Below are 25,709 nucleotides of genomic sequence, written 5' to 3'. Positions count from 1 at the left end.
GACTTGCCCCCGGAACCAAACTTGCATAAGTACCACGCGATACACGCCACGCTGTACAGGACCACCATGGAAAACGTCGTTCTCATCATCCATCTTCTTCTGGCTCTGGGCCTGATCGCCGTTGTTCTGATGCAGCGGTCCGAAGGCGGTGGCCTGGGTATGGGTGGCGGCGGTGGCGGCGCCATGACCGGCCGCGCAGCAGCAACCGCGTTGGGCAAGGTCACATGGATTCTGGCAGCGTGTTTTATCGTCACCTCGATCACGCTGACCATTCTCGCCGCGCAAAAATCCTCGGGCAGCTCGGTCATCGACCGTCTGGGCGTTCCGGCGCCTGCCCCGGTCGAGGAAAGCACACCGGCGGTTCCGTCGGCAGATGATCTGCTGCCTCCGGCGCAGGGCGACAACGCGCCGCTGATCCCGCAAGCGAACTGATCCACAAAACCTAGAAATCTGAAAGAGAACTGCAACAGCATCTTGCGGTTCTCTTGCGCTTTGGGCGCGAATCCTTTATGTGTGAAGTCCCGTGATGCAGCGGTTTTTCGTAAACCGTCGGGCAGCTGATTTTGACGTCTCACGGGAGCTAGCCGAACAACATGGCGCGTTTTATTTTCATCACCGGTGGTGTGGTTTCGTCCTTGGGCAAGGGGCTGGCTTCGGCGGCTTTGGGCGCTTTGTTGCAGGCGCGAGGCTATTCGGTTCGCCTGCGCAAGCTGGACCCCTATCTGAACGTTGACCCCGGCACGATGTCGCCCTTTGAACATGGCGAAGTGTTCGTCACCGATGACGGGGCCGAGACCGATCTGGACCTTGGCCACTATGAACGTTTCACAGGTGTTGCTGCTCGCAAGACCGACTCGGTCAGCTCGGGTCGGATTTATTCGAATGTGCTCGAGAAAGAACGCCGCGGAGACTACCTAGGCAAGACCATTCAGGTGATCCCGCACGTCACCAATGAGATCAAGGATTTCATTGCCATTGGCGAGGATGAGGTCGATTTCATGCTTTGTGAAATCGGCGGCACCGTGGGCGATATCGAGGGTCTGCCCTTCTTTGAGGCCATCCGTCAGTTCAGTCAGGACAAGCCGCGCGGTCAGTGCATGTTTATGCACCTGACGCTGCTGCCCTACATCAAGGCCTCGGGCGAGTTGAAAACCAAACCGACCCAGCACTCGGTCAAGGAACTGCGTTCGATCGGTCTGGCCCCCGACATTCTAGTTTGCCGCTCGGAAGGCCCGATTCCGAAGAAAGAACGTGAAAAGCTGGCGCTTTTCTGCAACGTGCGCTCCGACAGCGTGATTGCAGCGCAGGATCTGTCGACCATTTATGATGCGCCGCTGGCCTATCACCGCGAAGGTCTGGATCAGGCGGTTCTTGATGCATTCCAGATCAGCCCGGCCCCCAAGCCCGATCTGGCCAAATGGGAGGATGTCAGCGACCGCATCCACAACGCCGAGGGCGAGGTCAAGGTCGCCATCGTCGGCAAATACACTCAGTTGGAAGACGCCTATAAGTCGATCGCCGAGGCGCTGACCCACGGCGGCATGGCCAACCGCGTCAAGGTCAAGGTCGAATGGGTCGATGCCGAGGTCTTCGATACTGAAGACGCCGCCCCGCATCTTGAGGGCTTCCACGCCATCCTCGTGCCCGGTGGTTTTGGCGAACGTGGAACCGAGGGCAAGATCAAAGCGGCGCAATATGCCCGCGAGCATAAAGTCCCCTATCTGGGTATCTGTCTGGGAATGCAGATGGCCGTGATCGAAGCCGCCCGCAACGCTGCGGGCATCACCGAAGCCGGGTCCGAGGAATTCGACCATGAGGCCGGGAAAAAGCGTTTTGAGCCAGTTGTCTATCACCTGAAAGAATGGGTGCAGGGCAACCACAAGGTCGAACGCAAAGTGGGTGACGACAAGGGCGGCACCATGCGTCTGGGCGCTTATGATGCGGTTCTGGCCGAGGGGTCAAAGGTAGCAGAAGTCTACGGCGGCACAAATATCGAGGAGCGCCACCGTCACCGCTATGAGGTCGACATCAAATATCGCGAACAACTTGAAAAAGCGGGCTTGAACTTCTCGGGCATGTCGCCCGATGGCCGTCTGCCCGAGATTGTCGAGTGGTCCGATCACCCGTGGTTCATCGGCGTTCAGTATCACCCCGAGCTCAAGTCGAAGCCGTTTGATCCGCACCCTTTGTTTCGCGATTTCGTCCGCGCGGCCAAGGACACTTCTCGCTTGGTTTAAGTCACCTTAACGTGACGGGTGTTTCGGATTTTTCTGTTCGAAACACCTGTTTACAGGGTTAACTGTCCGTGGAACACGAGACAGGAGACCGGCCATGACCGATCAGATCAAACAAGCGGAACGTTTCGCTGCCCTGCACCAAAAAGGCACACCGGTGATCCTTTACAATATCTGGGACGCTGGTAGCGCCGGTGCCGTGCGCGATGCCGGTGCCAAGGCAATTGCGACAGGCAGTGCACCGGTCGCAATGGCTCAAGGGTTCGGCGATGGTCAGAATATCCCGATGGACTTTGCGCTGGACAATGTCAGTCGCATCGTCTCAGCTGTCGATTTGCCTGTGACCTTGGACTTCGAAGGTGCCTATGCCGAAAGCCCTGTAGCAATTGCGGCCAACGTCCAGCGTGCATTGGAGACTGGGATTGTCGGCTTTAACTTCGAAGATCAAATTGTTGGAACCAATGATCTTTATGACATTGAAACCCAGGCCGCGCGGGTGGCTGCGATGCGTGAAGGAAGCGACGTGGCAGGCGTTCCGGCTTTCATCAACGCCCGCACAGATTTGTTTTTGAAGGCCAAGCCAGAAGAGCATGACAATGCGATGTTGGATGAAGCCATGGCACGGGCCAGTGCCTTCGCAGATGCAGGGGCAAGCGGGTTCTTCGCACCGGGTCTTAAGGACGAAGGATTGATCGCTCGGCTTTGCGAATCGACCGAACTGCCGGTGAACATTATCGCATTGCCCGGAACGCCTGATACGGCGACTCTGTCCTCGCTTGGTGTGGCACGTATCAGCTATGGCCCCGTGCCCTATCGCCAAATGCTGGGATGGTTGCAGGAACAAGCAAGCGCGGCATTACAGCAAGGCGGCTGAAAACCGAGCTTTGTTGGCGCTTTTTCGCGTATTGTGATCGTCAATGGTGGTCTGATGATCACGGATGGCTATGACAGGTAGTCCGTGCTTGGCGGGCTACCAAATATGGAATAACCTCGCGATATGTTGAAAAAGTTTTTTCAGGCGTTCCGACCGCCACAACACGACAATTTGCCTGACCCTGATGCAGAGCTTGCGCTAGGGGCGCTGATGGTGCGCGTGGCGCAGGCGGATAGGGACTATAAGCTGGAAGAAATCAGCCTGATCGACCGCATTCTGGCGCGGTTATATCAGCACAACGCGATCGAGGCCGCCAAGGTTCGCGCAACCTGCGAGAAACTGCACGCCGCCGCTCCTGAGACGGACACATTCGGCAAGCTGATCCGTGAGACCACCGATCTGCATGAACGTCTCGCCGCCTTAGACGCACTATGGGAAGTCGTTTTGGCCGATGGCAGCTCGGACGAAGGCGAAATGAAAATCGTCGAAGAGGCCCGGATTGCGATGGGTCTAAGCTATAATGACAGCCAAGCCGCCCGTGGCCGCGTGCAAAGACGCTTGGAAGAGACCTGACGGCGCTTTATATCTGGCGCATGTTTAGTGATTTTCTGTCCCGCCTGACAAACCCGCAGCCCGATCCGCTGCCCGATCATGATGCGCGCCTGGCGCTTACGGCCCTTTTGGTGCGGATCGCACGTTCTGACAATGACTATGCCGATAGCGAGATGTCCCGCATCGACCGGATATCCATGGAACGCTATGGCCTGTCCCCTTTCGAGGCCGCCGGTTTGCGCGCCCGTGCCGAAGATCTTGAAGCCGAGGCACCGGACACTGTGCGTTTTACACGTGCCATTAAAGAAGCCGTTGCCTATGATGACCGGCTCGCGGTCGTTCAGGCCCTGTGGTCGGTTGCTTTGGCGGATGGACACCGGACGGGTGAAGAAGATTCACTCTTACGGCTCGTGGTAAGTCTTTTGGGCGTCAGTGACGTAGACTCGGCACTGGCCCGACAGAAGGCCGCTAAGTCGTGATCGCTGCGCTGGGCATGTATGACTTGCCCAGCCTGCGGCCGGCCAACGATCGCTACTGGTCGTTGATTCGCTCAGCTTTGGGTTACGGCCCGGTTGAACTTACGCGCGATGCGGAACCCTGGGATATCTGGCTAAACCCTGACTTGTTGTTCGCGCAGGCCTGCGGTATGCCTTTTCGCACGCGGCTATATGGTCACGTTCAGTTGGTTGGTACGCCCGATTATGGTCTGTCTGGCTGTCCACCGGGTCATTATCGATCGGTATTTGTGGCACGCGCACGGGATTCACGCGGGCTTGCTGACCTTTCCCGAGGTACCTTTGCCTATAACGAGACGACGTCTCAGTCTGGTTGGGCAGGCCCCTTGGTTCATCTTGAAAAAATGGGATTGTGTCCTCTGTCCGGTCTGGAAACCGGATCTCACGCCATGTCGGCCCGCGCTGTGGCTGAAGGCGAAGCCGATTTTGCGGCACTGGATGCGCTCACGTGGTTGATGCTGAAAGAACACACAAAACTGGGAACGGAACTGCGCGATGTCGACGCGACAGAACCAACCCCTGCCTTGCCCTATGTCACCTCGGGCACACAGGACGCGACCGCTGTCGCCAAAGCTGTCCGACACGCAATCAACGCTCTGCCGCCCCGCGACCGCAATGCTCTGCATCTGCTGGACCTGATCACCATACCTGCGCAAGACTATCTTGCTATTCCAAACCCCTCTCCGAACATGGTCAAGCAGCTTATTCCCTGACCGATTTGACCAGAACGTCTGGTCAATTTGACGGTTTCGCCCCCCAATCGTGTCATTTGCGCATTGCATTGAGCTGAAATTTAAGCCCTAGTACCGCACCAACACCAACAACACTCAGGTCGCCCGTGACAGATTCCACTCCGGTCATCGAGATCAAAAACCTACACAAGAGTTTCGGCAATCTTGAGGTGCTGAAAGGGGTGGATATTACGGCAAGACGGGGCGACGTCGTATCGCTTATCGGTTCGTCCGGGTCCGGGAAGTCCACTTTGCTGCGCTGCTGCAACCTGTTGGAAGACAGTCAGCAGGGTGAGATTCTGTTCAAGGGCGAACCCGTGCGCTGGACAGGTAGCGACCATCACCGCCGACCCGCAGACCCTAAGCAGGTTCTGCGTATCCGCACGAACCTGTCGATGGTTTTCCAGCAGTTCAACCTGTGGTCTCACATGACCATTCTGCAAAACGTGATGGAAGCCCCTGTTACCGTTTTGGGGCGTGACAAGGCCGAGGTTGAGGACAGCGCCCGCAAGTATCTGGAAAAAGTGGGCATCGGCGACAAGTGCGACGTCTACCCGGCCCAGCTTTCTGGCGGCCAACAACAGCGCGCTGCTATCGCGCGCGGGCTATGCATGGAGCCTGAAGCCCTGTTGTTTGACGAACCGACATCGGCGCTGGACCCCGAGTTGGAGCAAGAAGTAATTAAGGTGATCAAGGATCTGGCCGCCGAGGGGCGTACTATGATCATTGTGACCCACGACATGAAGATGGCGGCTGATATCTCAAGCCATGTCGTCTTTCTGCATCAGGGCCTCATCGAAGAAGAAGGTCTGCCGGAGGACATCTTCACCACCCCTGAATCCAAGAGGCTTCAGGGCTTTCTATCCGCCACGCAGGCGGCCTAATAAACGGACAGGACCAAACTGGGGAGTAACCAATGAAAAAACTGATTCTGACCACAGCAGCCCTGGCGCTCGGCGCTGGTATGGCAATGGCGGACACCGTCCGTCTTGGCACGGAAGGCGCCTATGCTCCGTGGAACTTCGTCAACGATGCAGGCGAAATCGACGGGTTTGAGCGTGAGCTGGGCGACGAGCTGTGCAAACGCGCCAACCTGGAATGTGAATGGGTCAAGAACGATTGGGATTCGATCATTCCGAACCTGGTGTCGGGCAACTACGATGCCATCATCGCCGGTATGTCGATCACCGACGAACGTGACGAAGTCATCGATTTCACCCAAAACTACACGCCGCCGGATCCGTCTGCTTATGTTGCGATGTCCGATGGCGTTGATCTTGCCGGTGGTGTGATCGCTGCGCAGACCGGCACCATTCAGGCGGGCTATGTCGCCGATTCCGGCGCGACTCTGGTCGAATTCGCCAGCCCCGAAGAAACAATCGCAGCCGTTCAGAACGGTGAGGCGGATGCAGTCCTGGCGGATAAATCCTTCCTGGCGCCCTTCACCGAAGACGGCTCGGGCATGGTATTCGTTGGTGACGAAGTGCCGCTGGGTGGCGGTGTCGGTATGGGCATCCGCGAATCCGACGGTGAGTTGAAAGAAAAGTTCAACACGGCGATCCAATCCATGAAGGATGACGGCAGCCTGAACGCGCTTATCACCAAATGGGAAGTGTCTTCGACCTTCTAATCCAAACCTCAGCGGAGCGCCCGATCACAGGGCGCGCCGCATCTGAGCCCTTGCAAGTCAAAGAGGCCCGACATTTTCTCGTTCTGCACTGATCCCGAAACACTCGGCACGGTCCGTTGGTTCTCCTGTTACCTGACCAACGGTGTCCATTGGCTGTTCTACCTGTCCTTCTTCAAGGTTCTGCTGCTGCTGGCAATCACCGCGCCTGTGGCATTGGGGTTTGGCTTTCTTGGGGCGATGGCGGCCCGATCTCATTTTTTGCCGCTGGCATGGCTTGGCAAAGGCTACATCGCCGTCGTGCGCGGTGTCCCTGACATTGCCTTTTTCATGTTCTTCGTAATCGCTTTGGATCAGGCGTTCGAATGGACGCGACACAAAGTTCTGTGCCCCGAATGGACGGACCCGGTTAGGCAAGGCAATGATTTTATCGTCTGTCAGGCTGCGAAATTGCCGCTGGGCACATCCCCTGAATGGGTCCACGAAACCTATGGGTTCTTTCTGGCCGTTATTACCTTTTCGATCGTTTTTGGTGCCTTTGCAGCGAACGTCTTGTTTGGCGGTATGCGCGCGGTTCCCCATGCACAACTAGAGACGGCCGCTGCTTATGGCATGACAAATCGCCAGACCTTTTGGCGCGTTCTGGTTCCTCAGATGTGGGTTTATGCCCTGCCCGGCTTATCCAACCTTTGGATGGTGTTGATAAAGGCCACGCCGCTTCTGTTCCTGCTGGGCATCGAAGATATCGTGTACTGGGCACGTGAGCTGGGCGCGATCAAGAACCCGAAATTCACCCAATACCCCCATGGTGACTGGCGTATGTGGTACTTCCTTGCTCTGCTGGTGTTCTACCTTGGAATGACCCGTGTGTCCGAGATTGGCCTGGAACGCCTGATGCGCAGACTGTCGCACGGTCAGGCCACCTCAGGCGGAGAGTTGCTGCGTAAGGAGACGACGGCATGAGTTGTCTTCAGACTATTCAGGATTACGGCCTGCGTTCGATCGGGATTGGTGAGCGGTTGCTGCCACGCGATGGTTTCACGCTATGCGAACATTTCACCCTGATCGGCTCGGGCATGATCTGGAATATCTATTTCGGCATCATGGCGCTGATCACCGGGTTCTTTCTGGCCACTGCACTGGCCATGGGAAAAGCGTCGACAAAGAAATGGCTGCGCAAACCTTCGGAATGGTTCATCTTCCTGTTCCGAGGCTCGCCCCTGTTTATCCAGTTTTTCTTTGCCTATTTCTTCTTCCTCTCGCTCAAACAGAATTTTCCCTTCCTTGACGCCCTGACATCCGCTTGGTTGGGCGCGCTGATCGTGCTGTTCTTCAACACGGCAGCCTATTCGGGCGAGATCTTCTATGGCGCGCTGCGTTCGATCCCCAAGGGCGATATTGAGGCCGCAGACGCCTATGGCATGACCGGCTGGCCACGGTTCCGCCGCATCATCTGGCCCACCATGCTGCGGCTGGCCTGGCCTGCCTACACCAACGAGGCGATTTTTCTGTTTCACGCAACTACGCTGGTCTTCTTCTCGGCCTTCCCGGTCTGGCAGCAGCGCGGGGACGCTCTGTATTACGCGGGATATTTCGCGGACAAGACTTTCAATCCGTTTGTCCCCTACCCGATTCTGGCCTTTTATTTCATCTTGCTGACTCTGGCCGTGATCTGGGGATTTGGAATGGTCAACAAGCGTCTGAACCGGCATCTGCCGGTTGCCAAACGCAGTAAAATGAAACTGAGGCTGAATCTGGTGCGCTGACCCCGGCGCACCTTTTCGCAACACAACACGCGCACGGCTCTGCCCTGTGCGTTTCTTTTTTCGCGTTTTTCGAGGAAATGGTACCGCCTCCCTGGCTTGAACAGGGGACCTCTGGATCCACAATCCAGCGCTCTAACCAACTGAGCTAAGGCGGCACTCGTGAGGGGCGATTTACCGAACGCGCCGGGGGAATGCAAGAGGATTAAAGCCGAATTTTCCAGCTTTGTTCGACAAGATCGACCCCAAAGGAATGCACTGGTTTGCTGTCCGTCAAATGCCACCCTTCAGCTTTGTAAAGCGCGCAAGCCGCCCTATGGCTTTCATGGGTCCATAGTGACATCTTCGTGAAACCAACAGCACGCGCGTGGTTCATACAGGTGCGCAACAAGCGTTTGCCAAGCCCCTTCCCCCTCGCCTTTGGCACCAGGAAAAAAAGCCGCAGTTTCGCTGTGTCCTCATCTAGCCGGACACAAAAAATACTCCCAAGGCGATCACCTGCCTGCTCGGCCACCCAACCGCATTCGCATTTGGGATCATGACTGGCCACGAACTCGTCAAGTATCTTGCGCACCAACCGGGCAAAGCTTTTGTCGAACCCTTCATCGCGCTCGTATAGGATTGCGTGCTGCTCTACCAACCAAGGCACATCTGACGCGCGAAAGAGTCTGATTGCTACATCGTTCATACTGTATCTGAGCGCATCTCTGTCTTGATTCTCAAGTCTTTGCGCGCTAGCACAGACCCTCATCCCCGGAGGCGCAAATGAGCATCAACACCGAACGTGACATTCAGGCAAATCTGCAGATCGGCCCAACCGATCGAGGTATGGTACGCCTGTTCATTGAGGCGGATGGCGTCGAGATTCCGATGGACTTTGAACCGGACGAAGCCGAAGAAATTGCGGAAGAAATCCGTGCTGCTGCTCAGGCTGCTCTGGCTGTTAAAGGCTGAAGTATCAAAGCCTTGGATCGCGCAACGCGTGTAGTCTCCGGGCCGCATCTGTGGCGAATTTCTGGATCATCTTTTTGCGACGTGCTGGTGCCAGCTTATCCTCGGGTGCCATTCGAATTATTTCAGCATCGTAGGCATCGGCGATAATTAGCCCCGTCTCAGGCGGCAACAGCTCGGTCGGAAAATCTGTATCAACGGCCCAGAAAAACCGATCACACCACTCCAAATAGCCCTGCCACTTGGAATCCGATTGGTAATCGGCTCGGCTGGATTTGCATTCCACTACCCACAATTCACCCTTGGGGCCCAACCCCATAACGTCCACACGCAACCCGCGCGCCGGCACGAATTCCTCAACAGAAACAAAACCGTGCGCGCTAAGATGACGCGCCACGCCGCGTGCTAGCTTCTGGCCGGGTTGTAGATCCAATGTCATTGGAAAAATGTGAACAATTCATGAACAAATTGCAAGGGAGAGATTACGGTTGACGTGATACCATATGGTATTGAATAAATATGAAACCAAATGGTATCGAATATGAGGAAACGGATGCCTGACCAAATCCAAAACGCGTTTCGCGCGCTTGCGGACCCCACGCGCCGGGACATCGTTCAGATGCTTGCATCGCAGGATATGACAATCGCGCAACTGACAGATTGCTTCGACATGACCCGAGCGGCCGTCAAGAAACACCTGACCGTGTTGTCGGACGGGGGCTTCATCCAGGTCGAAGCTCGGGGGAGAGAACGCATCAACCGTCTTGAACCCCAGGGAATGACCCCTGTGCTGGATTGGTTGAGCTTCTTTGATCAGTTCTGGGACGAGCGCCTGCGTAACTTGAAAGAAGCCATTGAAAGGAAAGAGACATGACCAAAGCAGTTTTGCAAAAGACCATCTTCCTGCGCGCCGAACCGGACACTGTCTGGGCCTATCTGACCGAACCGGAACATCTTGCCGAATGGTTTCACAAGCCCGAACGCCCACTGGCCGCAGGACAAAGGCTTGAGATGTTCGGGACCACAAGCGGCGATCTGTTGATCTGGGGAGAGGTGCGTGAGGCGCGCAAGCCACAATATCTTGAATATACCTTCACGGTGAAACCGATGGGGGACGCTGTCAGCGTAGTCAAATGGACGTTAGAACCCATAGACGGCGGCACGCGATTGTCTTTGGAGCACGAAGGCCTGCCACAAGGCGCAGAGGCTTTCGGCCTGATCCTGGCCCTGGATAACGGGTGGGACGAGCATTTCGGCAAGATGCGCAAGGCCCTGCACGAGACTGTTGACGCTTAACCCCTTGTGCCAGCCCGTAAGACGCCCTAACTAAGCGCTTGGCGGGTTCTGCCCTTCTTGTGACTGGTAGCATTCTGGTGGCCTTAAGCAATTCCGAGGGGGCTGGCTCTGTTCAGGTCCTGGCCTGATTACCTGGCGCCCACCTGTACATACAGGTCCTCGGGAATCACACCGCACGGTTGACTGGTGGTCCCGCCGCAATTTTCCTTTAATTTCAGCGCTCTGCGCTGGAATCCTGCTTGACCGGAACCGGTTTGAACAGATTTACGACCGGCGAGCCGCGCCGTGGGCCACCCGGCTTTTCGGCCATGCTCATGATCTTGTAAGCAAACTGGACGCCTGCAAAGACAATCCCGTTCATGAACCAGATCATGACCAACGCCACCAGCCCAACGTCCGAACCCCAGATCAGCCCGCGCAGATTGGCCACGTTCACCGCCAACAGCACGCCGACAAACACGGCTGAGATTACGAAGCCCCAGATAACCTGAGTGATATAAAGACGGATGAGCTTGGGCATTGCGGCACTCCTTGTTCTGCAAGAAGCTTAGTCTGCCAGAGCACCTAGTAAAGGCGTCAGAACGCCTCGGGCTGGGCCTCGCGCGCCACGTGGTCCAGCACAGCGTTGACGAATTTCGGCTCTTTTCCTTCTGGGAAGAAGGCGCGGGCCACGTCGACGAATTCGGTGATGACCACCTTGGGCGGCGTGTCGCTTTGGGTTAGTTCGGCGCCTGCGGCGCGGAACGCAGCGCGCAAGGTCGGGTCGATGCGCCCGATGGGCCATTTGGCCACCAAAGCGCGGTCTGTCATCTGATCGATCGGGGCCTGATAGTTCACGGCATCTTCGACCAGTTTGCGGAACAGGCGGATATCGCCGTCCAGCATTTCTTCGCCCTCATAGACGGCACCGAACCGGTGATCCAGAAACTCGTTCACGACTGCTTCGGTCGTCTGGCCTGACTGCTCCATCTGGAACAGCGCCTGAACGGCGTAAAGCCGAGCGGCGGATTTCATCAGGCGTTTCTGGTTTGCCTGTTTAGGCGCGTCTGTCTGGGTCATGCTGTCGTGGGTCCGTTGCTGTCGCCCGCCACTAGGATGGACTCGGACGGTGGCTTGAAGCCCACGCCCTTTTTGGAAGAGCCCCACTTACGGCTGAGCGCGATCAGATGCAAGGCCGCAGCGGCTGCCCCACCCCCTTTATTCATCTTTTCTGGGTTGGCGCGCACCTCGGCCTGTTCGTCGTTCTCGACGGTCAGGATGCCGTTACCAATCAGCAGGCCCTGCAGGCCCATCAACTGAATGGCGCGACTGGAATCGTTGCACACCGTTTCATAATGCGTGGTCTCGCCGCGAATAACGCAGCCCAGCGCGACATAGCCATCATAGTTGCACTGCCGGTCAGCCATGGCGATGGCGGTGGGTATCTCCAACGCGCCGGGAACCTCGACCACATCACAAGTGCCGCCCGCAGCCTCGATCTCGTCCTTGGCACCGGCAACCATATTGTCGGCAATGGCACGATAGAACGGTGCTACCACCAGCAGCAGTTTCACCGGCTTGTCGAATGTCGGAGTCGGCAGGACGCCGTGTTTGTCTTGTTCAGCCACGATCAGTCTTCCTTGAGGATGGAACGGGTGCCGACGATGGACAGGCCAAACGCGTCGAGCCCCAGATATACGGTTTCGGGCGAGTCGGTCAGCAGCACCAGCTCGTGAATTCCCAATTTGGACAGGATCTGAGACCCCAGTCCTGTTTGTTTGATGGTCCGAGGGCCTTCATCCTCGACCGCATAAAGCGAGTTGCGCGGTTGGCGGAACAGACAGACGACGCCGCGCCTCTCTTCGGCGATCTTCTCCATCGCACGCGGCAGTTCGCGCGAAGATTTAGGCCCGAGGCCCAAGATATCCGGCGCTTCGTGCAAAGCATGGGTGCGGGTCAGAACGGGTTCGGGCGTGGTGATGTCGCCTTTGATCATGACCACATGTTCGATGCCATGAAGCTGGTCAGTGAACAGCCGCATCTCCCATTCGCCACCATATTCCGAATTGACGGTTTCACGAGACGTCTCGACCACCAGATTGTCATTGCGGGATCGATAGGTGATCAAGTCGCTGATCGTACCGATTTTCATGTCATGGGTTTGGGCGAATTCCACCAGATCGGGCAGACGCGCCATTGTGCCGTCGGGCTTCATGATCTCGCAGATCACGCCTGAAGGGTTCAGCCCGGCCAAGCGCGAGATATCAACCGCAGCTTCGGTATGGCCCGCGCGCACCAGCACCCCGCCCCGCTTAGCACGTAAGGGGAAGACATGGCCCGGGGTGGCAATGGCCGCCATCGTGTTTTGTTCATTGATGGCCGTCGCAACAGTCAGGGCGCGGTCAGCGGCGGAAATCCCGGTCGACACACCTTCGCGTGCCTCGATCGACACGGTGAACGCGGTTTCATGACGCGAGGAATTGTTCACCGCCATCATCGGCAGGCCCAGCGCATCCACCCGTTCCGCGGTCATCGGCAGGCAGATCAGGCCGCGCCCATGGGTGGCCATGAAGTTGATCGCCTCGGCATCCGCAAACTCGGCGGCGATGACCAGATCGCCTTCATTCTCACGGTCTTCGTGGTCGACCAGAATATACATCCGGCCTTTGCGCGCCTCTTCGATGATCTCTTCAATCGGGCTGATCGCGTCGCGCAGTTGCGCTTCGACGGGTCCGGGGGTTTCAAAGCTCATTGGGCAGCCTTTCGCAGAGCATGTTTGCACGGGTGGATAGACCACCCCGCGCGCAAAGGCCAGTCTGCAAACGTCCCGAACCGGTCAGAACGCGGCGTTTAACTCAGGACATTTCGGCCAGGCGGGCAACGTAGCGGGCCAGGGTGTCGATCTCGAGGTTGACTTTGTCTCCAATCGCAACATCGCCCCATGTCGTCACCTCTTTGGTATGAGGAATGAAGTTGATACCAAAGTCACTGCCGTCCACATCGTTGACGGTCAGAGACGTCCCGTTCAGCGCAACCGAACCCTTGGGTGCGATAAAGCGCGCAAGGTCCTTGGGCGCGCGCAAGGTCACACGGGTACTGTCACCTTCATCCTCGATAGCAACGACCTCGGCGACTCCGTCCACGTGCCCAGACACGATATGACCGCCCAACTCATCCCCGACTTTAAGGGCGCGTTCCAGATTGACATGTTTGCCGACCGACCAGTTGGACAGGTTCGTCTTGGATACCGTCTCGGCACTGATCTGAACATCATACCAGTCGTCCCCCAAGGCGATGACGGTCAGGCACACCCCATCGCTTGCGATTGAGGCACCTATATCGATGCCGGATGTCTTATAGGCGGTCTTGATCCGCGCCCGCAGGTCGCCCTGTTGGTCAAGTTCGGCAATGGTGCCAACATCGGTGACGATACCTGTGAACATTTCCTTTACCCTTCGGTTCCTAATATTCCATCCAGTCTACTTGCCGAGGTAAGCGTATCGGCGGTTCCGGGCAAGGCCCGCCTTGCCGGACGCAGCACAAAAAGGCATAAATTTCGCACCAACGAGCAAGAGCAGCACCAATGCCACCACTCACAAAAGGCTCTGAGCGCCGTGTTTTCCTGTTTCTACAGGGACCGCACGGACCGTTTTTCAATGCACTCGCACGCGTGCTGCGCAAAACAGGTGCCGAGGTTCGGCGTGTGGGCTTCAATGCCGGTGACCGCGCGTTCTGGTTCGACCGTGCAAGCTATATTCCCTTTACCGACCGTCCTGAGCAATGGCCTGAAAGTTTCCGCGGGCTGACTGAGACGCTTGGTGTGACCGACCTCGTCTTATACGGCGACGCACGCCCAATACATGCCCAAGCAATCAAGATTGCCAGCGAACGGAACATAACCGTGCATGTGTTCGAAGAAGGTTATCTGCGTCCGTGGTGGGTCACTTATGAACGCATGGGATCGAACGGGAATTCTCGCCTGATGTCGCTTACGATCCCGCAGATGGAACAAGCCCTCGAACGCTCGGACACTCAGGATCCCCCGCCGCCTTCGCATTGGGGCGACATGCGGCAGCACATCTTTTATGGTGCGCTATATCATTGGTTTTTGTTGTTCCTCAATCAGAGGTATCGCAACTTCCAGCGGCACAGAGAGCTGCCAGTTTCCAAGGAATTTACGCTGTATTTCAAACGGCTTATGCTGATGCCCTTTCACCGCTTGCAACGACGCTGGGCGACGTTTCGCGCTCGCAGAAGCGGTATGCCATATCATCTTGTGCTGCTGCAATTGGGGCATGACAGCTCGGTTCAATCGCATTCCGACTATTCCAACATGTCAGAATTTCTGGAACAGGCCATCAAGGGCTTTGCTGATGGGGCACCGCGTCACCACCAGCTTGTCATCAAAGAACATCCGCTTGAAAACCACCGAGAACCCCTGAACCGCAGAACCCGTCAAATCGCCAACGCCCATGGTGTCGGCGACCGTGTCCACTACGTGCCGGGTGGAAAGCTTGCGCGGCTGTTGAACGAGGCGAATTCCGCTGTCACCATCAACTCGACCGCCGGACAGCAAGTTTTGTGGCGCGGAATTCCGCTGCGCAGTTTCGGGCGGTCCGTCTACAACAAGCCCGAGTTCATCTCGGGACAGACATTTGCCCAGTTTTTTGGCAACCCCACCCCTCCTGACACGGCCGCGTATCAGGCTTATCGCCAGTTCCTGCTTAAAACCTGTCAGGTGCCCGGAGGGTTTTACTCCAGACGTGGTCGGCGGCAGTTGCTGCGGCGTGTAACAGATATGTTGCTTGCCCAATGCGACCCCTATGAGACACTGCTGTCGGGTAACGCGGCGCAGACGCCACAGTTGAAGATCGTTGAAGGAAACAAACAGCTTGATGCTGGAAGTCAACTCAATGACAAGCTAACTTGAGACAAACAAAAGAAGACTGAGGATATTCGGCAGTGCAGTGCTTTCCGCTCCAATGGGCACGGAGATTTTTCCTTGTTGCCGTTTTTGGCTTTTTGGCCGGGTGTCAGCTTCCCAAATCTGGGCCAAGCAAGAATGAAATTTTGGCTGGCTCAGTTCAGAATGGTGGCAATGCGTTCATAGTCGAAGTGGATGATCGTATTACCGAGGTCACGTCCGCTGTTCCCCAATTCGGGTTTTCGCAGTCTTTCCTCAGCGCGCCAAACCTGGCCGCCGATACAGTGCGCCCCGGTGACTCTCTGAGCCTGTCGGTCTGGGAGAACGTCGATGACGGGCTGCTTTCTTCAGATATCGGCGGCGCGACGACGCTGGATCAAATTCAAGTGGACAGTGAAGGGTTTATCTTTGTTCCTTATGCCGGTCGTGTCAGGGCCTCTGGGAATACCCCCGAACAGCTGCGCCAACTGATCACAAGCAAACTGCAAGACCAAACACCAGATCCACAGGTCGAGGTCCGGCGGACAGCCGGAAACGGTTCAACCGTTACGCTGAACGGCGAGATTGGCTCGCCAGGTATATACCCTATCGAAAGCCCGACCCGCACTCTGGCTGGCATGCTGTCCCAAGCCGGAGGCGTTTCAGTCGGGTCTGACATCGCGCTTGTTACCGTTATTCGGGGCAATCAACGGGGAACGGTCTGGTACAATGACCTGTTCACCAATCCAAAGCTGGATATCGCACTACGCGCCGGTGACCGCATATTGGTCGAGGCCGACAGTCGGTCTTACGTCGCCCTAGGGGCTACCGGACAGTCACGTGTTGCGTTCGACAGTCAAGATTTGACTGCACTCGAAGCTTTGGCCCAAGTCGGAGGGCTACAGTCCCTGTCCTCGGACCCTACCGGCATCTTCGTGCTGCGAAACGAACGACAGGACATTGCCCGTTCGGTCATGGGACGCTCGGACTTACAGGGCGAACAGCGGGTGATTTACCTGCTTAACCTTACTGCACCAAACGGCCTGTTCGTAGCCCGTGATTTCGTCATCCGCGACGACGACACGATCTACGTCACCGAAGCGCCCTATGCGCAATGGAGCAAGTCGATATCGCTGATCGCGGGCGGGCTTACACCGCTGGCCAACGTCACGACCCTGACAGGCGGGTGATGTCGGCTGCGGCGATGGCCGAGGAACAGCGTACCCGCCTGCGTGTCTACAATGGCGGTTTCCTGACCAATCGCCGTATTCGTCGCATTCTCAAGCTTGCGGGCTACGACATTCGGCTGGGTCTACCCAAAGACGGAGACACCGTTGCCATATGGGGCAACAGTCCAACCGCCCACCGCGGCTTGAATATCGCAGAAAAACACAAATCCCCTGTCTTGCGTGTCGAAGATGCTTTTCTGCGATCTTTGCATCCTGGTCGGGATGGCGAACCGCCGCTAGGCCTATTGCTGGACCGGTCCGGTCTACACTTCGATCCTACGCGCCCATCCGATCTTGAGACTTTGCTGGCGACGCACCCTTTGGATGATACGGCCCTACTGAACCGGGCGCGCGGTGCGATTGCGCGAATGAAGGAACTGCATCTCAGCAAGTATTCGGGGTTTGAAGTCACTAAGTCTCTGCCGGCGCCGGGGTATGTGTTGGTTGTCGATCAGGCCCAAGACGATGCATCGGTTACTGCCAGCAAAGGCGACGCGGCCCGGTTCCGCGAAATGTTGGTCATGGCGCAAGAAGAGCACCCAGGCGCGCGCGTGTTGATCAAAACCCACCCCGAAACCATTAGTGGCCATCGCAGTGGGTATTTCTCTGACCTGGACCAATCAGGTCGTGTCGCTTTGTTTGAAAACCCGATCAGCCCGTGGGACTTGCTTGAAGGTGCAGTGGGCGTCTACACCCTGTCTTCGCAATTCGGGTTCGAGGCCATTTTGGCAGGCCACAAGCCCCGCGTCTTTGGTCAACCCTTCTATGCGGGCTGGGGCCTAACGCAGGACGAAGAATACCTGCCCCGCCGTCAGCGCAGCCTGACGCCAGCCCAGCTTTTTGCGGCCGCCATGATCCTTTATCATACTTGGTATGACCCCTACAGGGATCAGCTTTGCGAATTGGAAATGGTTCTGGATACGTTAGAGGCGCAGACCCGCGCATGGCGTCAGGATCACGCGGGCTGGACGGCCTCGGGGATGCGTTTGTGGAAACGTGGTCATCTTCAAAGGATGTTCGGGCGCGAGACCAAAATTCGCTTTACCAAAAGCCCTCCTCCGTCTTCCGAAAAACCACATATGGTTTGGGCCAGCCGAGCCGAAGGGCAAGAGAGTGTTGTTAGGATCGAGGATGGTTTCCTGCGGTCCCGTGGTTTGGGCGCTGCCTTGGTTCCGCCCGTCTCGCTGGTCGCCGATGATCTGGGTATATATTACGACCCGACGCGAGCTAGTCTGCTTGAACAGCTTATCGCCCAACGGGAAACTCTGCGCCCGGATCAGGAGCTGCGCGCAGACAGGCTAGTTGAGAAAGTCACCTCGGGGCAGATCAGCAAATACAATATCGGCGGCCAAGTACCGGACTTGCCCAAGGGGCATCGCATTCTAGTACCCGGACAGGTAGAGGACGACGCCTCGATCCTGTTAGGGACCGGAACAATTCGTACCAACCTTGAACTGTTACAGTTGGTACGGGACAAGAACCCGGACGCTGTTTTGATCTATAAGCCCCACCCGGATGTCGAGGCCAGTTTACGTGACGGCGCGATAGATGCAGACGGCCTCGCTGATGTCACCATACGCGATACGGATCCGGCCCAGCTATTGCCGCAGGTCAATGAAGTCTGGACAATGACGTCTTTACTGGGGTTTGAGGCGCTGATCCGCAACCTGCCTGTGACCACTGTCGGTGCCCCCTTCTATGCGGGTTGGGGGTTGACGCAGGACCTCGGCACCGTCCCCGCCCGGCGTGGCGCACATCCCACGGTGTTGGGTTTGGTCCATGCCGCGTTGATCGACTACCCGCGGTATCTGGACCCGATCACAGGCACCCCCTGCCCGGTCGAGGTTGCGCTGCAGCGCCTGACCGATCGTGAAGGAATCAAAGGGCCGCCGATGTTACGATTGCTATCTAAGCTGCAGGGCGCCTTTGCGACACATGCTCATCTATGGCGACGCTAGCGCAGTAACCGCCGCCAGCGATGCATGACGTCGGGGCCAACAGCGCGCGTTTCCATCAATTCAAACCGGGGGGCTGCGTCCAGCGTCTCCAGCCCCAATGCTCCGATCCCTGGCAAACCTTCTGCACCGATGGTCAGACCCGCGTTAAATCCGACCAGTTCGTCAACCAGATCCTGCGCCAACAAAGATGCCGCCAACGCCGAGCCGCCTTCGCAGAAAACACGTGTCAGCCCCGCCTGCCCCAGTTGTTGTAACATATCCGCAGCATCAATCTGGTGATCTTGCAATGCGCAAGGGATCAATGTGGCCCCTAGCCCCTCCCATGCCCGGGCCCGCTCGGCATCGGGGGCATGGCCGTGGCACAGCCAAACCGGGACTTGCTTAGCGGATCGGGCGAGTTGGCTCATCAATGGGATATCAAGATGGCGCGAGACAACGATACGGACAGGTTGCTGCGCCACACCAAGATCACGGACGGTCAGTGCAGGGTCATCGGCCCGCGCAGTACCTGCGCCAACCATAACCGCGTCGTGACGCGCGCGCATCGCGTGGACTTCTCGCCGCGCCTGCGGACCGGTGATCCACTGGCTATGACCACTGGCCGTCGCGATCCGGCCATCGAAACTGTTCGCCAATTTAAGGGTTATGAATGGTCGCCCCTGCTCCATCCGCAAGAAAAACCCTGCGTGGTCACGTTCGGCGTGCGCGGCCAAAACACCTGTCGTGACTTCGATTCCGGCTTCGCGTAATTTGGCGAAGCCCTGCCCTGCAACACGCGGATCACTGTCCTCGACCGGTGAAACCACGCGCGCAATCCCCGCTGAGATCAGCGCATCCGTGCAAGGAGGGGTTTTCCCATGATGTGCGCAAGGCTCCAGCGAGACATAGGCCGTCGCGCCTTTGGCCGTTTCACCAGCCTGTGCCAACGCAACGGTTTCCGCATGCGGTCGTCCGCCGGGTTGGGTCCAACCTCGCCCAATAATCCGACCATCGCGCACGATAACACATCCCACCGAGGGGTTTGGCCAACACGTGCCTTGACCGCGTTGCCCCAAAGACAGGGCCAACGCCATGTATCGTTTATCTGTGTCGTTCACTCGTCAGACGAAGGATGCGGCGGGCGCAGTTCGTGGACAAACTCCTCGAAATCATCGGCCGCCTGGAAATTCTTGTACACGCTTGCAAAGCGCACATAAGCAACCGTGTCAATGCGCGCCAACGCTTCCATGACGATCTCGCCAATTTTGTTCGACGGGATATCGGTCTCACCCATGCTTTCCAGGCGGCGCACAATCCCCGAGATCATCTGATCAATACGTTCAGGGTCGATTGGGCGTTTCTGCATTGAGATACGGATAGACCGTTCCAGTTTGTCGCGGTCAAAGTCTTCCCGTTTGCCATTGGTTTTGATCACAACCAGATCGCGCAGCTGCACCCGTTCATAGGTCGTGAAACGTCCGCCACACGCAGGACAGAACCGGCGCCTGCGGATCGCGACGTGATCCTCTGCGGGGCGTGAATCTTTCACCTGAGTGTCAATATTTCCACAAAACGGGCAGCGCATCCGCCGTCTCCTCGTCCCTAATTCCGCCTCTAATTGTAAGCGCTGTGGCTTACTTATCCACAACTATAGGGCAGCCGCTAGGATTTGGGTAGTCGGAATTTTTCACCGCAAGATAAAGGGGTCACGCGAAATGCGCAGCGACCTTTCGGTGGTGGGGCGCTGAACGATGTTCAAACAAATAGATCCCTTGCCATGTGCCCAGAGCCGGACGGCCACTTGCCACTGGGATCGTCAATGATACCGGCAGTAAGGCAGCCTTTATGTGTGCTGGCATGTCATCTGGGCCTTCATAAGTGTGCCGTAAATAGGACATCGATGGATGATCCGAGGGCGGAACCAGCCTCTCAAAGAAAGCACTCAGGTCAGTTTGCACCTCGGGATCTGCGTTCTCTTGTATCACCAGAGAACAGGACGTATGGCGCACAAACAACGTCAGCAGCCCGTCGCGTTCGACCGAGTTTAGCCAGTTACCTACATCCGGGGTGAATTCATATAACCCCGGTCCGCGTGTCGAAATAATAAACTCGGTCTGCAACAGGTGCTCATTCTCGCTTAGTCGTCAAAGATTTGCCGACGATAGCACAGTGCGTTCGCACTCTGAACCGATCTGCTTTGACCAGCAACAAAGCCGACGTTGATTGACTTGACGTTCAAATCAACACCAGGCGGAGGACTGACGGAAAACTGCACAGCGGTCCGGCGTCCAGTTGCTTCGCTGGGTCCATAACCGCGCACTACGTAGATCGGCTGTTTCCAACCTGCGCCCAAAGTCCTGCGGGCATAATCGGCAGCGGCACACCAATACCCATCAACATCGTTGCGCCCACGCGGGATCACTTCGTAGACGTTGGCATTGACCGAGACCGTCTGAAACCCAAATCGCGCAAAGCCAGCGGCCGAAAGCGGTGTAGTCAGAACAACTGCGGCAAGCGCAGCGTAAGTCATAACCTGTTTCATAATCATACTCTTTCCTGTTACGAGGTAAGACTGGAAATAGTATAACCCGTCCAACGGCAAAGCGGGTTCACGATCAATTCAGCCCACGTCCTGTTTTGCGTGATCAGCCGTTAGCCATCCGTGATATCGGATCAGCAACCCCAAAACAGGCATCCGAGCGGACACATCAAACCGAAAGCGCCCTTCGTCATCCTGCCACTCAAACGTATTAGACCTGGGTAATATGAGCTTTGGGCACGGGATTCCCCACAAGCGTAACCGGTGAAGACGAATGGACAACTGCCCATCGAAAAGCACGGGTTTCAGCCACAAGGTCAATAGGCCCATCCGCTCGAGTACGTAGCCTGACCTGTAGCCGATCCGCGACCTGGTCGTTTGGCCGTTGAAATTCCTGACCCATATCCATGCCCTGTCCCGTTTTGTTACCGATAAAGAGACAGGAACATTGCAGCCACCAGTGGGGAAGCTTCCAAGCCGCAAAGCCATACGCACTAACAGGCCGCGGCCACGCTCAATATCACAGAAACCCGAATAGCTTCCCTGACTGCCGTGCAGGTGCCGCAAGGCGTCGGGCAAAACTGACTGCGCCGGCAACGCCTGCCAAAACGGATCAGGTTGCATCTAGTACCCTTTGGGAAGAAAGCGCGACATTAGATCTTTGTCCGGAACCAAGCAGGTATCAGCCCGACCAAACACGGCATATCTGTTGCGCGCCAAAACGTGATACATCGGGTCCTTAACCACCCCAGGCAGATATTTGCACAGGGACACGACGGGCCACATCCCCGGCAGAGCCTGCATGGCTGCAGCAAATGCATCCAACCGTTGATAAACTTGACCGTTCAACACGACGAGGTTCGTTTCAAAATCCTGTGTCGGTAATTTAAGATCTGAATAGAGATTTCGCCCCAACTCGGATTGCGCAGTTACAAACTTGAACCTTTGCGCCCTATCCCGTTTCAGCATGAAACGAAAAAAGCCCGTGCACAGCACGCATTCGCCATCAAACACAATAAAATCCTGGCTCTTAACCAATTCGTCCAATGCAATGTCGTGCATCTTAAAATCGCCTTTGCCGTAATTTCCCCCAAAGTGACACCGCAAACACGACGCCACAATGCGACACAGGCAACAGCAGGAATGGGCGTGCCGGGGAGCCACAGTATGCCTGCTCGAATTATCGTCTGGGCTCTGGCCCCATCCCCAAAAAGGCGCTGACCCGGCAACGTGACAGAAATACGGGTTTGCCGCCCAAAGCGCATGTGACTTTTTGCCAACGTTTTACGGATTTATGTCACGGCGGATGCGTCCCACACCTCTCAGCAAGGGTGCAAACAAACAGATATCGCGATAAGATACAGCATGGACGTCGATATCTCACGTATTCAGCTTTTGACGCGCATGCTTGATCACAAGACACAGAATCCTGCTGTCACAGATCGAGTATTGGAAAAATGTAACATACAGCGCGATGACATCACGGTTTCTGCGGGCACTTGTAGCGCCCACACAGAAGCCCTCTTTGCCAGATATGCCTGCGATATTCTTGAGGACCCGACTTTTGCCGCAGCGGCCGGGCTAGAATACCGATCTTCCTCAAGCCTTACCGCATACATCAGCAAATACTCGCGAGATTTGAAACAAGTTCTAGAAAATACCTCGCGTTTTCACGGGATCATTGATCCGGCTCTGATGTTCAGTTTGCGCGTCGCAGGGAATTTCGCGTCGATCGAGGCTGAATGGAAAGATGCCAGCTTTGCTCGATACCACAGACGCACAGAGTTTTTAGTATTTGCAGGTCTGGCACGGATGCGAAACCTGACTCAGATTGATTTCTTCCCAATGGAAATACGTTTTCAACATGAAACAGGAGGCAATCGGACCGCGTACCAAAAGCTTGCGGGTTTTCCAGTCATCTTTGGGGCGGAACGAATTGAAATCGTGCTGGCACTATCATCGCTTGATCTACCTGTCCCAACTTATGACCCCAAGCTGCGCGCGCATTTGTTGGAATACGGAGACCGAGTCATCGCAGAACACCGACAGCCCAAGCAAAAACTACGTGCTCGGGTTGAAGGCTTGATCACCCGCTCTCTGCCCGGAGCGATCATTCAGGCGGATGACGCTGCCGCCAACCTTGGCCTCAGCGCGCGCACCTTTGCACGTCGTCTTAAAGACGAAGGAACCAGTTATCGTGAGATTGTCGATGACCTTCGTTGTGATCTGGCGCAAACATTTATCACCAACGGCATGCCCTTGTCAGAGATCGCATTTTCACTTGGATACGCTGATCAACCAGCGTTCTCGACAGCATTCAAACGCTGGACAGGTCAGGCACCCAGCACATTCCGCAGCAGACTGGATTTTACTTCCGGGGCCTGAGACCGGGGGTCATCGGCACCGTCGCCTCTCCCCGGCCCGTCCCATGAGTGGACAAAACGGAAATAGGCGACCAAGCCAGATGACACTTGTGACTTTCTGCCAATTTGAATTTTGGACCGGCCACTTTCACCACCCGCGCAAAAAATAAGCGCCTCAGATGAGGCGCCTATTTGTCTATTGATCCAAGAATGACCGCAACTTGCGCGACCGGCTTGGGTGTTTCAGCTTCCTTAGCGCCTTCGCCTCAATCTGGCGAATACGTTCGCGGGTCACGCTGAACTGCTGGCCAACCTCCTCCAACGTGTGGTCGGTGTTCATGCCGATGCCAAACCGCATCCGCAGAACCCGTTCCTCGCGCGGGGTGAGCGAGGCCAGAACCCGTGTGGTCGTTTCCTTGAGGTTTTCCTGAATGGCGCTGTCCAGCGGCAGCACGGCATTCTTGTCCTCGATGAAATCGCCCAGCTGGCTGTCTTCCTCGTCGCCAATTGGCGTTTCCAAAGAGATCGGTTCTTTGGCGATTTTCATCACCTTGCGAACCTTCTCCAGCGGCATTTGCAGCTTTTCGGCCAGTTCTTCCGGTGTCGGCTCGCGGCCGATTTCGTGCAGCATCTGGCGGCCGGTCCGCACCAGCTTGTTGATCGTTTCGATCATATGGACCGGAATACGGATCGTGCGCGCCTGATCCGCGATGCTTCGCGTGATCGCCTGACGAATCCACCATGTCGCATAGGTCGAGAATTTGTAGCCGCGGCGGTATTCAAATTTGTCCACCGCTTTCATCAGGCCGATGTTGCCTTCCTGAATAAGATCAAGGAATTGCAGGCCACGGTTCGTGTATTTTTTGGCGATCGAGATCACCAGACGCAGGTTGGCTTCGACCATTTCCTTCTTGGCCTGCCGCGCCTCTTTCTCGCCCTTCTGAACCTGCTGCACGATGCGGCGGAATTCGGGGATGTCCAAGCCGACATACTGACCGACCTGAGCCATATCATTGCGCAGTTCCTCGACCTTTGCGGTCGAGCGTTCGATGAACATCTGCCAGCCCCGGCCCGGCTTTTCAGCCATATCCGACAACCAGTTCGGGTCCAGCTCGCGCCCGCGATAGGCGTCAATGAATTCCCGACGGTTGATGCGTGCCTGATCCGCCAGCTTCACCATTGAGCTGTCCAGCGACATCACGCGGCGGTTGATACCGTAAAGCTGGTCGATCAGCGCTTCGATCCGGTTGTTATGCAGGTGCAGTCCATTCACCAGTTCAACAATCTCGGCGCGCAGCTTCTGATAGGTTGCTTCATCCTGCTCGCTGAAGGTGCCGTCTTCGTTCAGTGTGGCCGAAATCCGGCTGTCCTGCATTTCCGACAGCATCGAGAAGTCGGTCGAGATGCGTTCCAGGGTGGTCAGAACCTGATCCTTCAGCGCGGCTTCCATCGCGGCGAGAGACATATTGGCCTGATCATCGTCGTCATCATCGTCGTCGTTGTTCAACGGGTTGCCGTCAGCATCCAGCTCGGGGCCTTTGTCCTCTTTCTCAGGCTTGGCGGCCTGCACGTTGGAGGTATCGACTACCGGTTCCTCGACATCGCCGTCTTCGTCCATCTGGTTTCCAAAGGTGGCCTCCAGATCAATGACGTCGCGCAGCAGAATGTCTTCGGACAGCAATTCGTCATGCCAGATGGTGATCGCCTGGAACGTCAGCGGGCTTTCGCACAGCCCGGCAATCATGGTGTTCCGACCAGCCTCGATCCGCTTGGCGATGGCAATCTCGCCCTCGCGGCTCAGCAGTTCGACGCTGCCCATCTCGCGCAGGTACATGCGCACAGGGTCGTCGGTGCGATCCAGCTTTTCGGTCCCCGCACCGGCCAGCGCAACCTCGCGGTTGCTTTCTGTCGTGGTCAGTTCGGTCGAGCCTTTGTTTTCTTCTTCTTCGGCTTCTTCATCTTCGATGATGTTGATGCCCATCTCGGACAGCATCGACATCACGTCTTCGATCTGTTCCGAGCTGACCTGATCCGGCGGCAGAACCTGATTAAGCTGGTCGTAGGTGATGTACCCTTTCTCGCGGGCCTCAGCGATCATCTTCTTGACCTGGGCCTGGCTCATGTCCAGCGAGATTTCCTGTTCCTGCTCGTCGGATTTGCGATCTTCGGTCGTGTCTTTGGCGGCCATTCAATGCTCCTGCAGGGATGGGTGATTC

General features: G+C 56.6%; 31 protein-coding genes and 1 tRNA gene. 17 read left to right on the top strand and 15 right to left on the bottom strand.

Features of this window, described 5'->3' with window-relative positions:
- The first annotated feature begins 66 nt into the window (after nucleotides 1-66).
- The 10 genes from secG (at nucleotide 67) to AC2TAD_RS09060 (ending at nucleotide 8,299) form a co-directional block, all read left to right on the top strand.
- Complete coding sequence (secG, locus tag AC2TAD_RS09105) at nucleotides 67-432, top strand: preprotein translocase subunit SecG (RefSeq protein ID WP_170353144.1); 366 nt, start codon at nucleotides 67-69, stop codon at nucleotides 430-432.
- 161 nt (nucleotides 433-593) lie between these two features.
- Nucleotides 594-2,237, top strand: a complete 1,644-nt coding sequence (gene pyrG / locus AC2TAD_RS09100) for a CTP synthase (protein WP_480867258.1) — start codon at nucleotides 594-596, stop codon at nucleotides 2,235-2,237.
- Between the two features lie 94 nt (nucleotides 2,238-2,331).
- Nucleotides 2,332-3,108 carry an isocitrate lyase/PEP mutase family protein gene (locus AC2TAD_RS09095; protein WP_480867256.1) on the top strand — a complete coding sequence of 259 codons (777 nt, stop codon included), beginning with the start codon at nucleotides 2,332-2,334 and terminating at the stop codon, nucleotides 3,106-3,108.
- 123 nt (nucleotides 3,109-3,231) lie between these two features.
- Entirely contained in the window at nucleotides 3,232-3,681 is a 450-nt protein-coding gene (locus tag AC2TAD_RS09090; protein ID WP_170352760.1) for a tellurite resistance TerB family protein, read from the top strand.
- Nucleotides 3,682-3,701: 20 nt separating this feature from the next.
- Complete coding sequence (locus AC2TAD_RS09085) at nucleotides 3,702-4,139, top strand: tellurite resistance TerB family protein (RefSeq protein ID WP_170352759.1); 438 nt, start codon at nucleotides 3,702-3,704, stop codon at nucleotides 4,137-4,139.
- Nucleotides 4,136-4,888 (top strand): phosphate/phosphite/phosphonate ABC transporter substrate-binding protein, encoded by a 753-nt coding sequence (locus AC2TAD_RS09080; RefSeq protein WP_480845172.1) that lies wholly within the window; start codon nucleotides 4,136-4,138, stop codon nucleotides 4,886-4,888. Before AC2TAD_RS09085 ends, AC2TAD_RS09080 begins: the two co-directional genes overlap by 4 nt.
- 125 nt (nucleotides 4,889-5,013) lie before the next feature.
- The gene (locus AC2TAD_RS09075) at nucleotides 5,014-5,790 is read left to right on the top strand and encodes an ABC transporter ATP-binding protein (protein WP_170750574.1); all 777 of its coding nucleotides are present in this window, start codon (nucleotides 5,014-5,016) and stop codon (nucleotides 5,788-5,790) included.
- 32 nt (nucleotides 5,791-5,822) lie between these two features.
- Complete coding sequence (locus AC2TAD_RS09070) at nucleotides 5,823-6,536, top strand: transporter substrate-binding domain-containing protein (protein WP_170352757.1); 714 nt, start codon at nucleotides 5,823-5,825, stop codon at nucleotides 6,534-6,536.
- 72 nt (nucleotides 6,537-6,608) lie between these two features.
- Entirely contained in the window at nucleotides 6,609-7,496 is an 888-nt protein-coding gene (locus AC2TAD_RS09065) for an ABC transporter permease (RefSeq protein ID WP_170751365.1), read from the top strand.
- On the top strand, nucleotides 7,493-8,299 hold the full coding sequence (locus AC2TAD_RS09060) for an ABC transporter permease (protein WP_353393264.1): 807 nt from the start codon (nucleotides 7,493-7,495) through the stop codon (nucleotides 8,297-8,299). The genes AC2TAD_RS09065 and AC2TAD_RS09060 overlap by 4 nt, the downstream gene beginning before the upstream one ends.
- Before the next feature lie 78 nt (nucleotides 8,300-8,377).
- Here the strand turns inward: AC2TAD_RS09060 and AC2TAD_RS09055 are convergent.
- Both AC2TAD_RS09055 and AC2TAD_RS09050 read right to left on the bottom strand, forming a co-directional pair.
- Nucleotides 8,378-8,454 (bottom strand) — tRNA-His (locus tag AC2TAD_RS09055).
- Between the two features lie 47 nt (nucleotides 8,455-8,501).
- Entirely contained in the window at nucleotides 8,502-8,984 is a 483-nt protein-coding gene (locus tag AC2TAD_RS09050; RefSeq protein WP_170750570.1) for a GNAT family N-acetyltransferase, read from the bottom strand.
- Nucleotides 8,985-9,061: 77 nt separating this feature from the next.
- Here AC2TAD_RS09050 and AC2TAD_RS09045 point away from each other — a divergent pair, with 77 nt between their 5' ends.
- Entirely contained in the window at nucleotides 9,062-9,250 is a 189-nt protein-coding gene (locus tag AC2TAD_RS09045) for a DUF6324 family protein (protein WP_170352754.1), read from the top strand.
- A gap of 4 nt (nucleotides 9,251-9,254) precedes the next feature.
- On the opposite strand, the gene AC2TAD_RS09040 is transcribed toward AC2TAD_RS09045, so the two are convergent.
- The gene (locus AC2TAD_RS09040; RefSeq protein WP_480496355.1) at nucleotides 9,255-9,686 is read right to left on the bottom strand and encodes an MmcB family DNA repair protein; all 432 of its coding nucleotides are present in this window, start codon (nucleotides 9,684-9,686) and stop codon (nucleotides 9,255-9,257) included.
- Nucleotides 9,687-9,800: 114 nt separating this feature from the next.
- On the opposite strand from AC2TAD_RS09040, the gene AC2TAD_RS09035 reads away from it, so the two are divergent.
- Both AC2TAD_RS09035 and AC2TAD_RS09030 read left to right on the top strand, forming a co-directional pair.
- Complete coding sequence (locus AC2TAD_RS09035; RefSeq protein ID WP_480867253.1) at nucleotides 9,801-10,121, top strand: ArsR/SmtB family transcription factor; 321 nt, start codon at nucleotides 9,801-9,803, stop codon at nucleotides 10,119-10,121.
- Nucleotides 10,118-10,543, top strand: coding sequence for an SRPBCC family protein (locus tag AC2TAD_RS09030; RefSeq protein WP_480867251.1), 426 nt, complete (start codon nucleotides 10,118-10,120; stop codon nucleotides 10,541-10,543). Before AC2TAD_RS09035 ends, AC2TAD_RS09030 begins: the two co-directional genes overlap by 4 nt.
- Before the next feature lie 214 nt (nucleotides 10,544-10,757).
- Here the strand turns inward: AC2TAD_RS09030 and AC2TAD_RS09025 are convergent, their stop codons facing one another.
- The 5 genes from AC2TAD_RS09025 to AC2TAD_RS09005 form a co-directional block, all read right to left on the bottom strand.
- The gene (locus AC2TAD_RS09025; protein WP_170750560.1) at nucleotides 10,758-11,063 is read right to left on the bottom strand and encodes a hypothetical protein; all 306 of its coding nucleotides are present in this window, start codon (nucleotides 11,061-11,063) and stop codon (nucleotides 10,758-10,760) included.
- A gap of 56 nt (nucleotides 11,064-11,119) precedes the next feature.
- Entirely contained in the window at nucleotides 11,120-11,602 is a 483-nt protein-coding gene (gene nusB / locus AC2TAD_RS09020; protein WP_480867249.1) for a transcription antitermination factor NusB, read from the bottom strand.
- Nucleotides 11,599-12,150 (bottom strand): 6,7-dimethyl-8-ribityllumazine synthase, encoded by a 552-nt coding sequence (locus tag AC2TAD_RS09015; protein ID WP_170750556.1) that lies wholly within the window; start codon nucleotides 12,148-12,150, stop codon nucleotides 11,599-11,601. Before AC2TAD_RS09015 ends, nusB begins: the two co-directional genes overlap by 4 nt.
- Before the next feature lie 2 nt (nucleotides 12,151-12,152).
- On the bottom strand, nucleotides 12,153-13,274 hold the full coding sequence (gene ribB / locus AC2TAD_RS09010; protein WP_480867247.1) for a 3,4-dihydroxy-2-butanone-4-phosphate synthase: 1,122 nt from the start codon (nucleotides 13,272-13,274) through the stop codon (nucleotides 12,153-12,155).
- Nucleotides 13,275-13,377: 103 nt separating this feature from the next.
- Complete coding sequence (locus AC2TAD_RS09005; RefSeq protein WP_170352746.1) at nucleotides 13,378-13,965, bottom strand: riboflavin synthase; 588 nt, start codon at nucleotides 13,963-13,965, stop codon at nucleotides 13,378-13,380.
- A 140-nt stretch (nucleotides 13,966-14,105) separates the two neighbouring features.
- On the opposite strand from AC2TAD_RS09005, the gene AC2TAD_RS09000 reads away from it, so the two are divergent.
- Genes AC2TAD_RS09000 through AC2TAD_RS08990 form a run of 3 tightly spaced genes read left to right on the top strand, consistent with a single transcriptional unit; the run spans nucleotide 14,106 to nucleotide 18,612 of the window.
- Nucleotides 14,106-15,452, top strand: a complete 1,347-nt coding sequence (locus AC2TAD_RS09000; protein WP_480867246.1) for a capsule biosynthesis protein — start codon at nucleotides 14,106-14,108, stop codon at nucleotides 15,450-15,452.
- Between the two features lie 32 nt (nucleotides 15,453-15,484).
- Nucleotides 15,485-16,615, top strand: a complete 1,131-nt coding sequence (locus tag AC2TAD_RS08995) for a polysaccharide biosynthesis/export family protein (RefSeq protein ID WP_480867244.1) — start codon at nucleotides 15,485-15,487, stop codon at nucleotides 16,613-16,615.
- Nucleotides 16,615-18,612: a capsular polysaccharide biosynthesis protein gene (locus AC2TAD_RS08990; protein ID WP_480867573.1), complete on the top strand. Its 1,998-nt coding sequence runs from the start codon at nucleotides 16,615-16,617 to the stop codon at nucleotides 18,610-18,612. The genes AC2TAD_RS08995 and AC2TAD_RS08990 overlap by 1 nt, the downstream gene beginning before the upstream one ends.
- Here the strand turns inward: AC2TAD_RS08990 and ribD are convergent.
- From ribD to AC2TAD_RS08960, 6 genes are all read right to left on the bottom strand, one after another.
- Nucleotides 18,609-19,709 carry a bifunctional diaminohydroxyphosphoribosylaminopyrimidine deaminase/5-amino-6-(5-phosphoribosylamino)uracil reductase RibD gene (gene ribD / locus AC2TAD_RS08985; protein ID WP_480867242.1) on the bottom strand — a complete coding sequence of 367 codons (1,101 nt, stop codon included), beginning with the start codon at nucleotides 19,707-19,709 and terminating at the stop codon, nucleotides 18,609-18,611. The two genes, AC2TAD_RS08990 and ribD, sit on opposite strands and share 4 nt — an antisense overlap.
- A complete protein-coding gene (gene nrdR, locus AC2TAD_RS08980; RefSeq protein ID WP_480867241.1) occupies nucleotides 19,706-20,176 on the bottom strand; it encodes a transcriptional regulator NrdR in 471 nt (156 codons plus the stop codon). The genes ribD and nrdR overlap by 4 nt, the downstream gene beginning before the upstream one ends.
- 121 nt (nucleotides 20,177-20,297) lie before the next feature.
- Nucleotides 20,298-20,711, bottom strand: coding sequence for a secondary thiamine-phosphate synthase enzyme YjbQ (locus AC2TAD_RS08975; RefSeq protein WP_209196646.1), 414 nt, complete (start codon nucleotides 20,709-20,711; stop codon nucleotides 20,298-20,300).
- A 17-nt stretch (nucleotides 20,712-20,728) separates the two neighbouring features.
- Complete coding sequence (locus AC2TAD_RS08970) at nucleotides 20,729-21,133, bottom strand: hypothetical protein (protein WP_170352741.1); 405 nt, start codon at nucleotides 21,131-21,133, stop codon at nucleotides 20,729-20,731.
- A 78-nt stretch (nucleotides 21,134-21,211) separates the two neighbouring features.
- Entirely contained in the window at nucleotides 21,212-21,754 is a 543-nt protein-coding gene (locus AC2TAD_RS08965) for a DUF4166 domain-containing protein (RefSeq protein ID WP_480867239.1), read from the bottom strand.
- A complete protein-coding gene (locus tag AC2TAD_RS08960; RefSeq protein WP_480867237.1) occupies nucleotides 21,755-22,192 on the bottom strand; it encodes a thiol-disulfide oxidoreductase DCC family protein in 438 nt (145 codons plus the stop codon).
- 303 nt (nucleotides 22,193-22,495) lie between these two features.
- Between AC2TAD_RS08960 and AC2TAD_RS08955 the strand changes: the two genes are divergently transcribed.
- On the top strand, nucleotides 22,496-23,515 hold the full coding sequence (locus tag AC2TAD_RS08955; RefSeq protein ID WP_170352738.1) for an AraC family transcriptional regulator: 1,020 nt from the start codon (nucleotides 22,496-22,498) through the stop codon (nucleotides 23,513-23,515).
- A gap of 174 nt (nucleotides 23,516-23,689) precedes the next feature.
- Here the strand turns inward: AC2TAD_RS08955 and rpoD are convergent, their stop codons facing one another.
- On the bottom strand, nucleotides 23,690-25,681 hold the full coding sequence (gene rpoD / locus AC2TAD_RS08950; protein WP_170750542.1) for an RNA polymerase sigma factor RpoD: 1,992 nt from the start codon (nucleotides 25,679-25,681) through the stop codon (nucleotides 23,690-23,692).
- Nucleotides 25,682-25,709: the final 28 nt, after the last annotated feature.

Source organism: Ruegeria sp. HKCCD7628, assembly GCF_057221005.1.
Note: the sequence above shows the minus strand (reverse complement) of the source record. Positions and strands in the feature narration are given on the sequence as shown.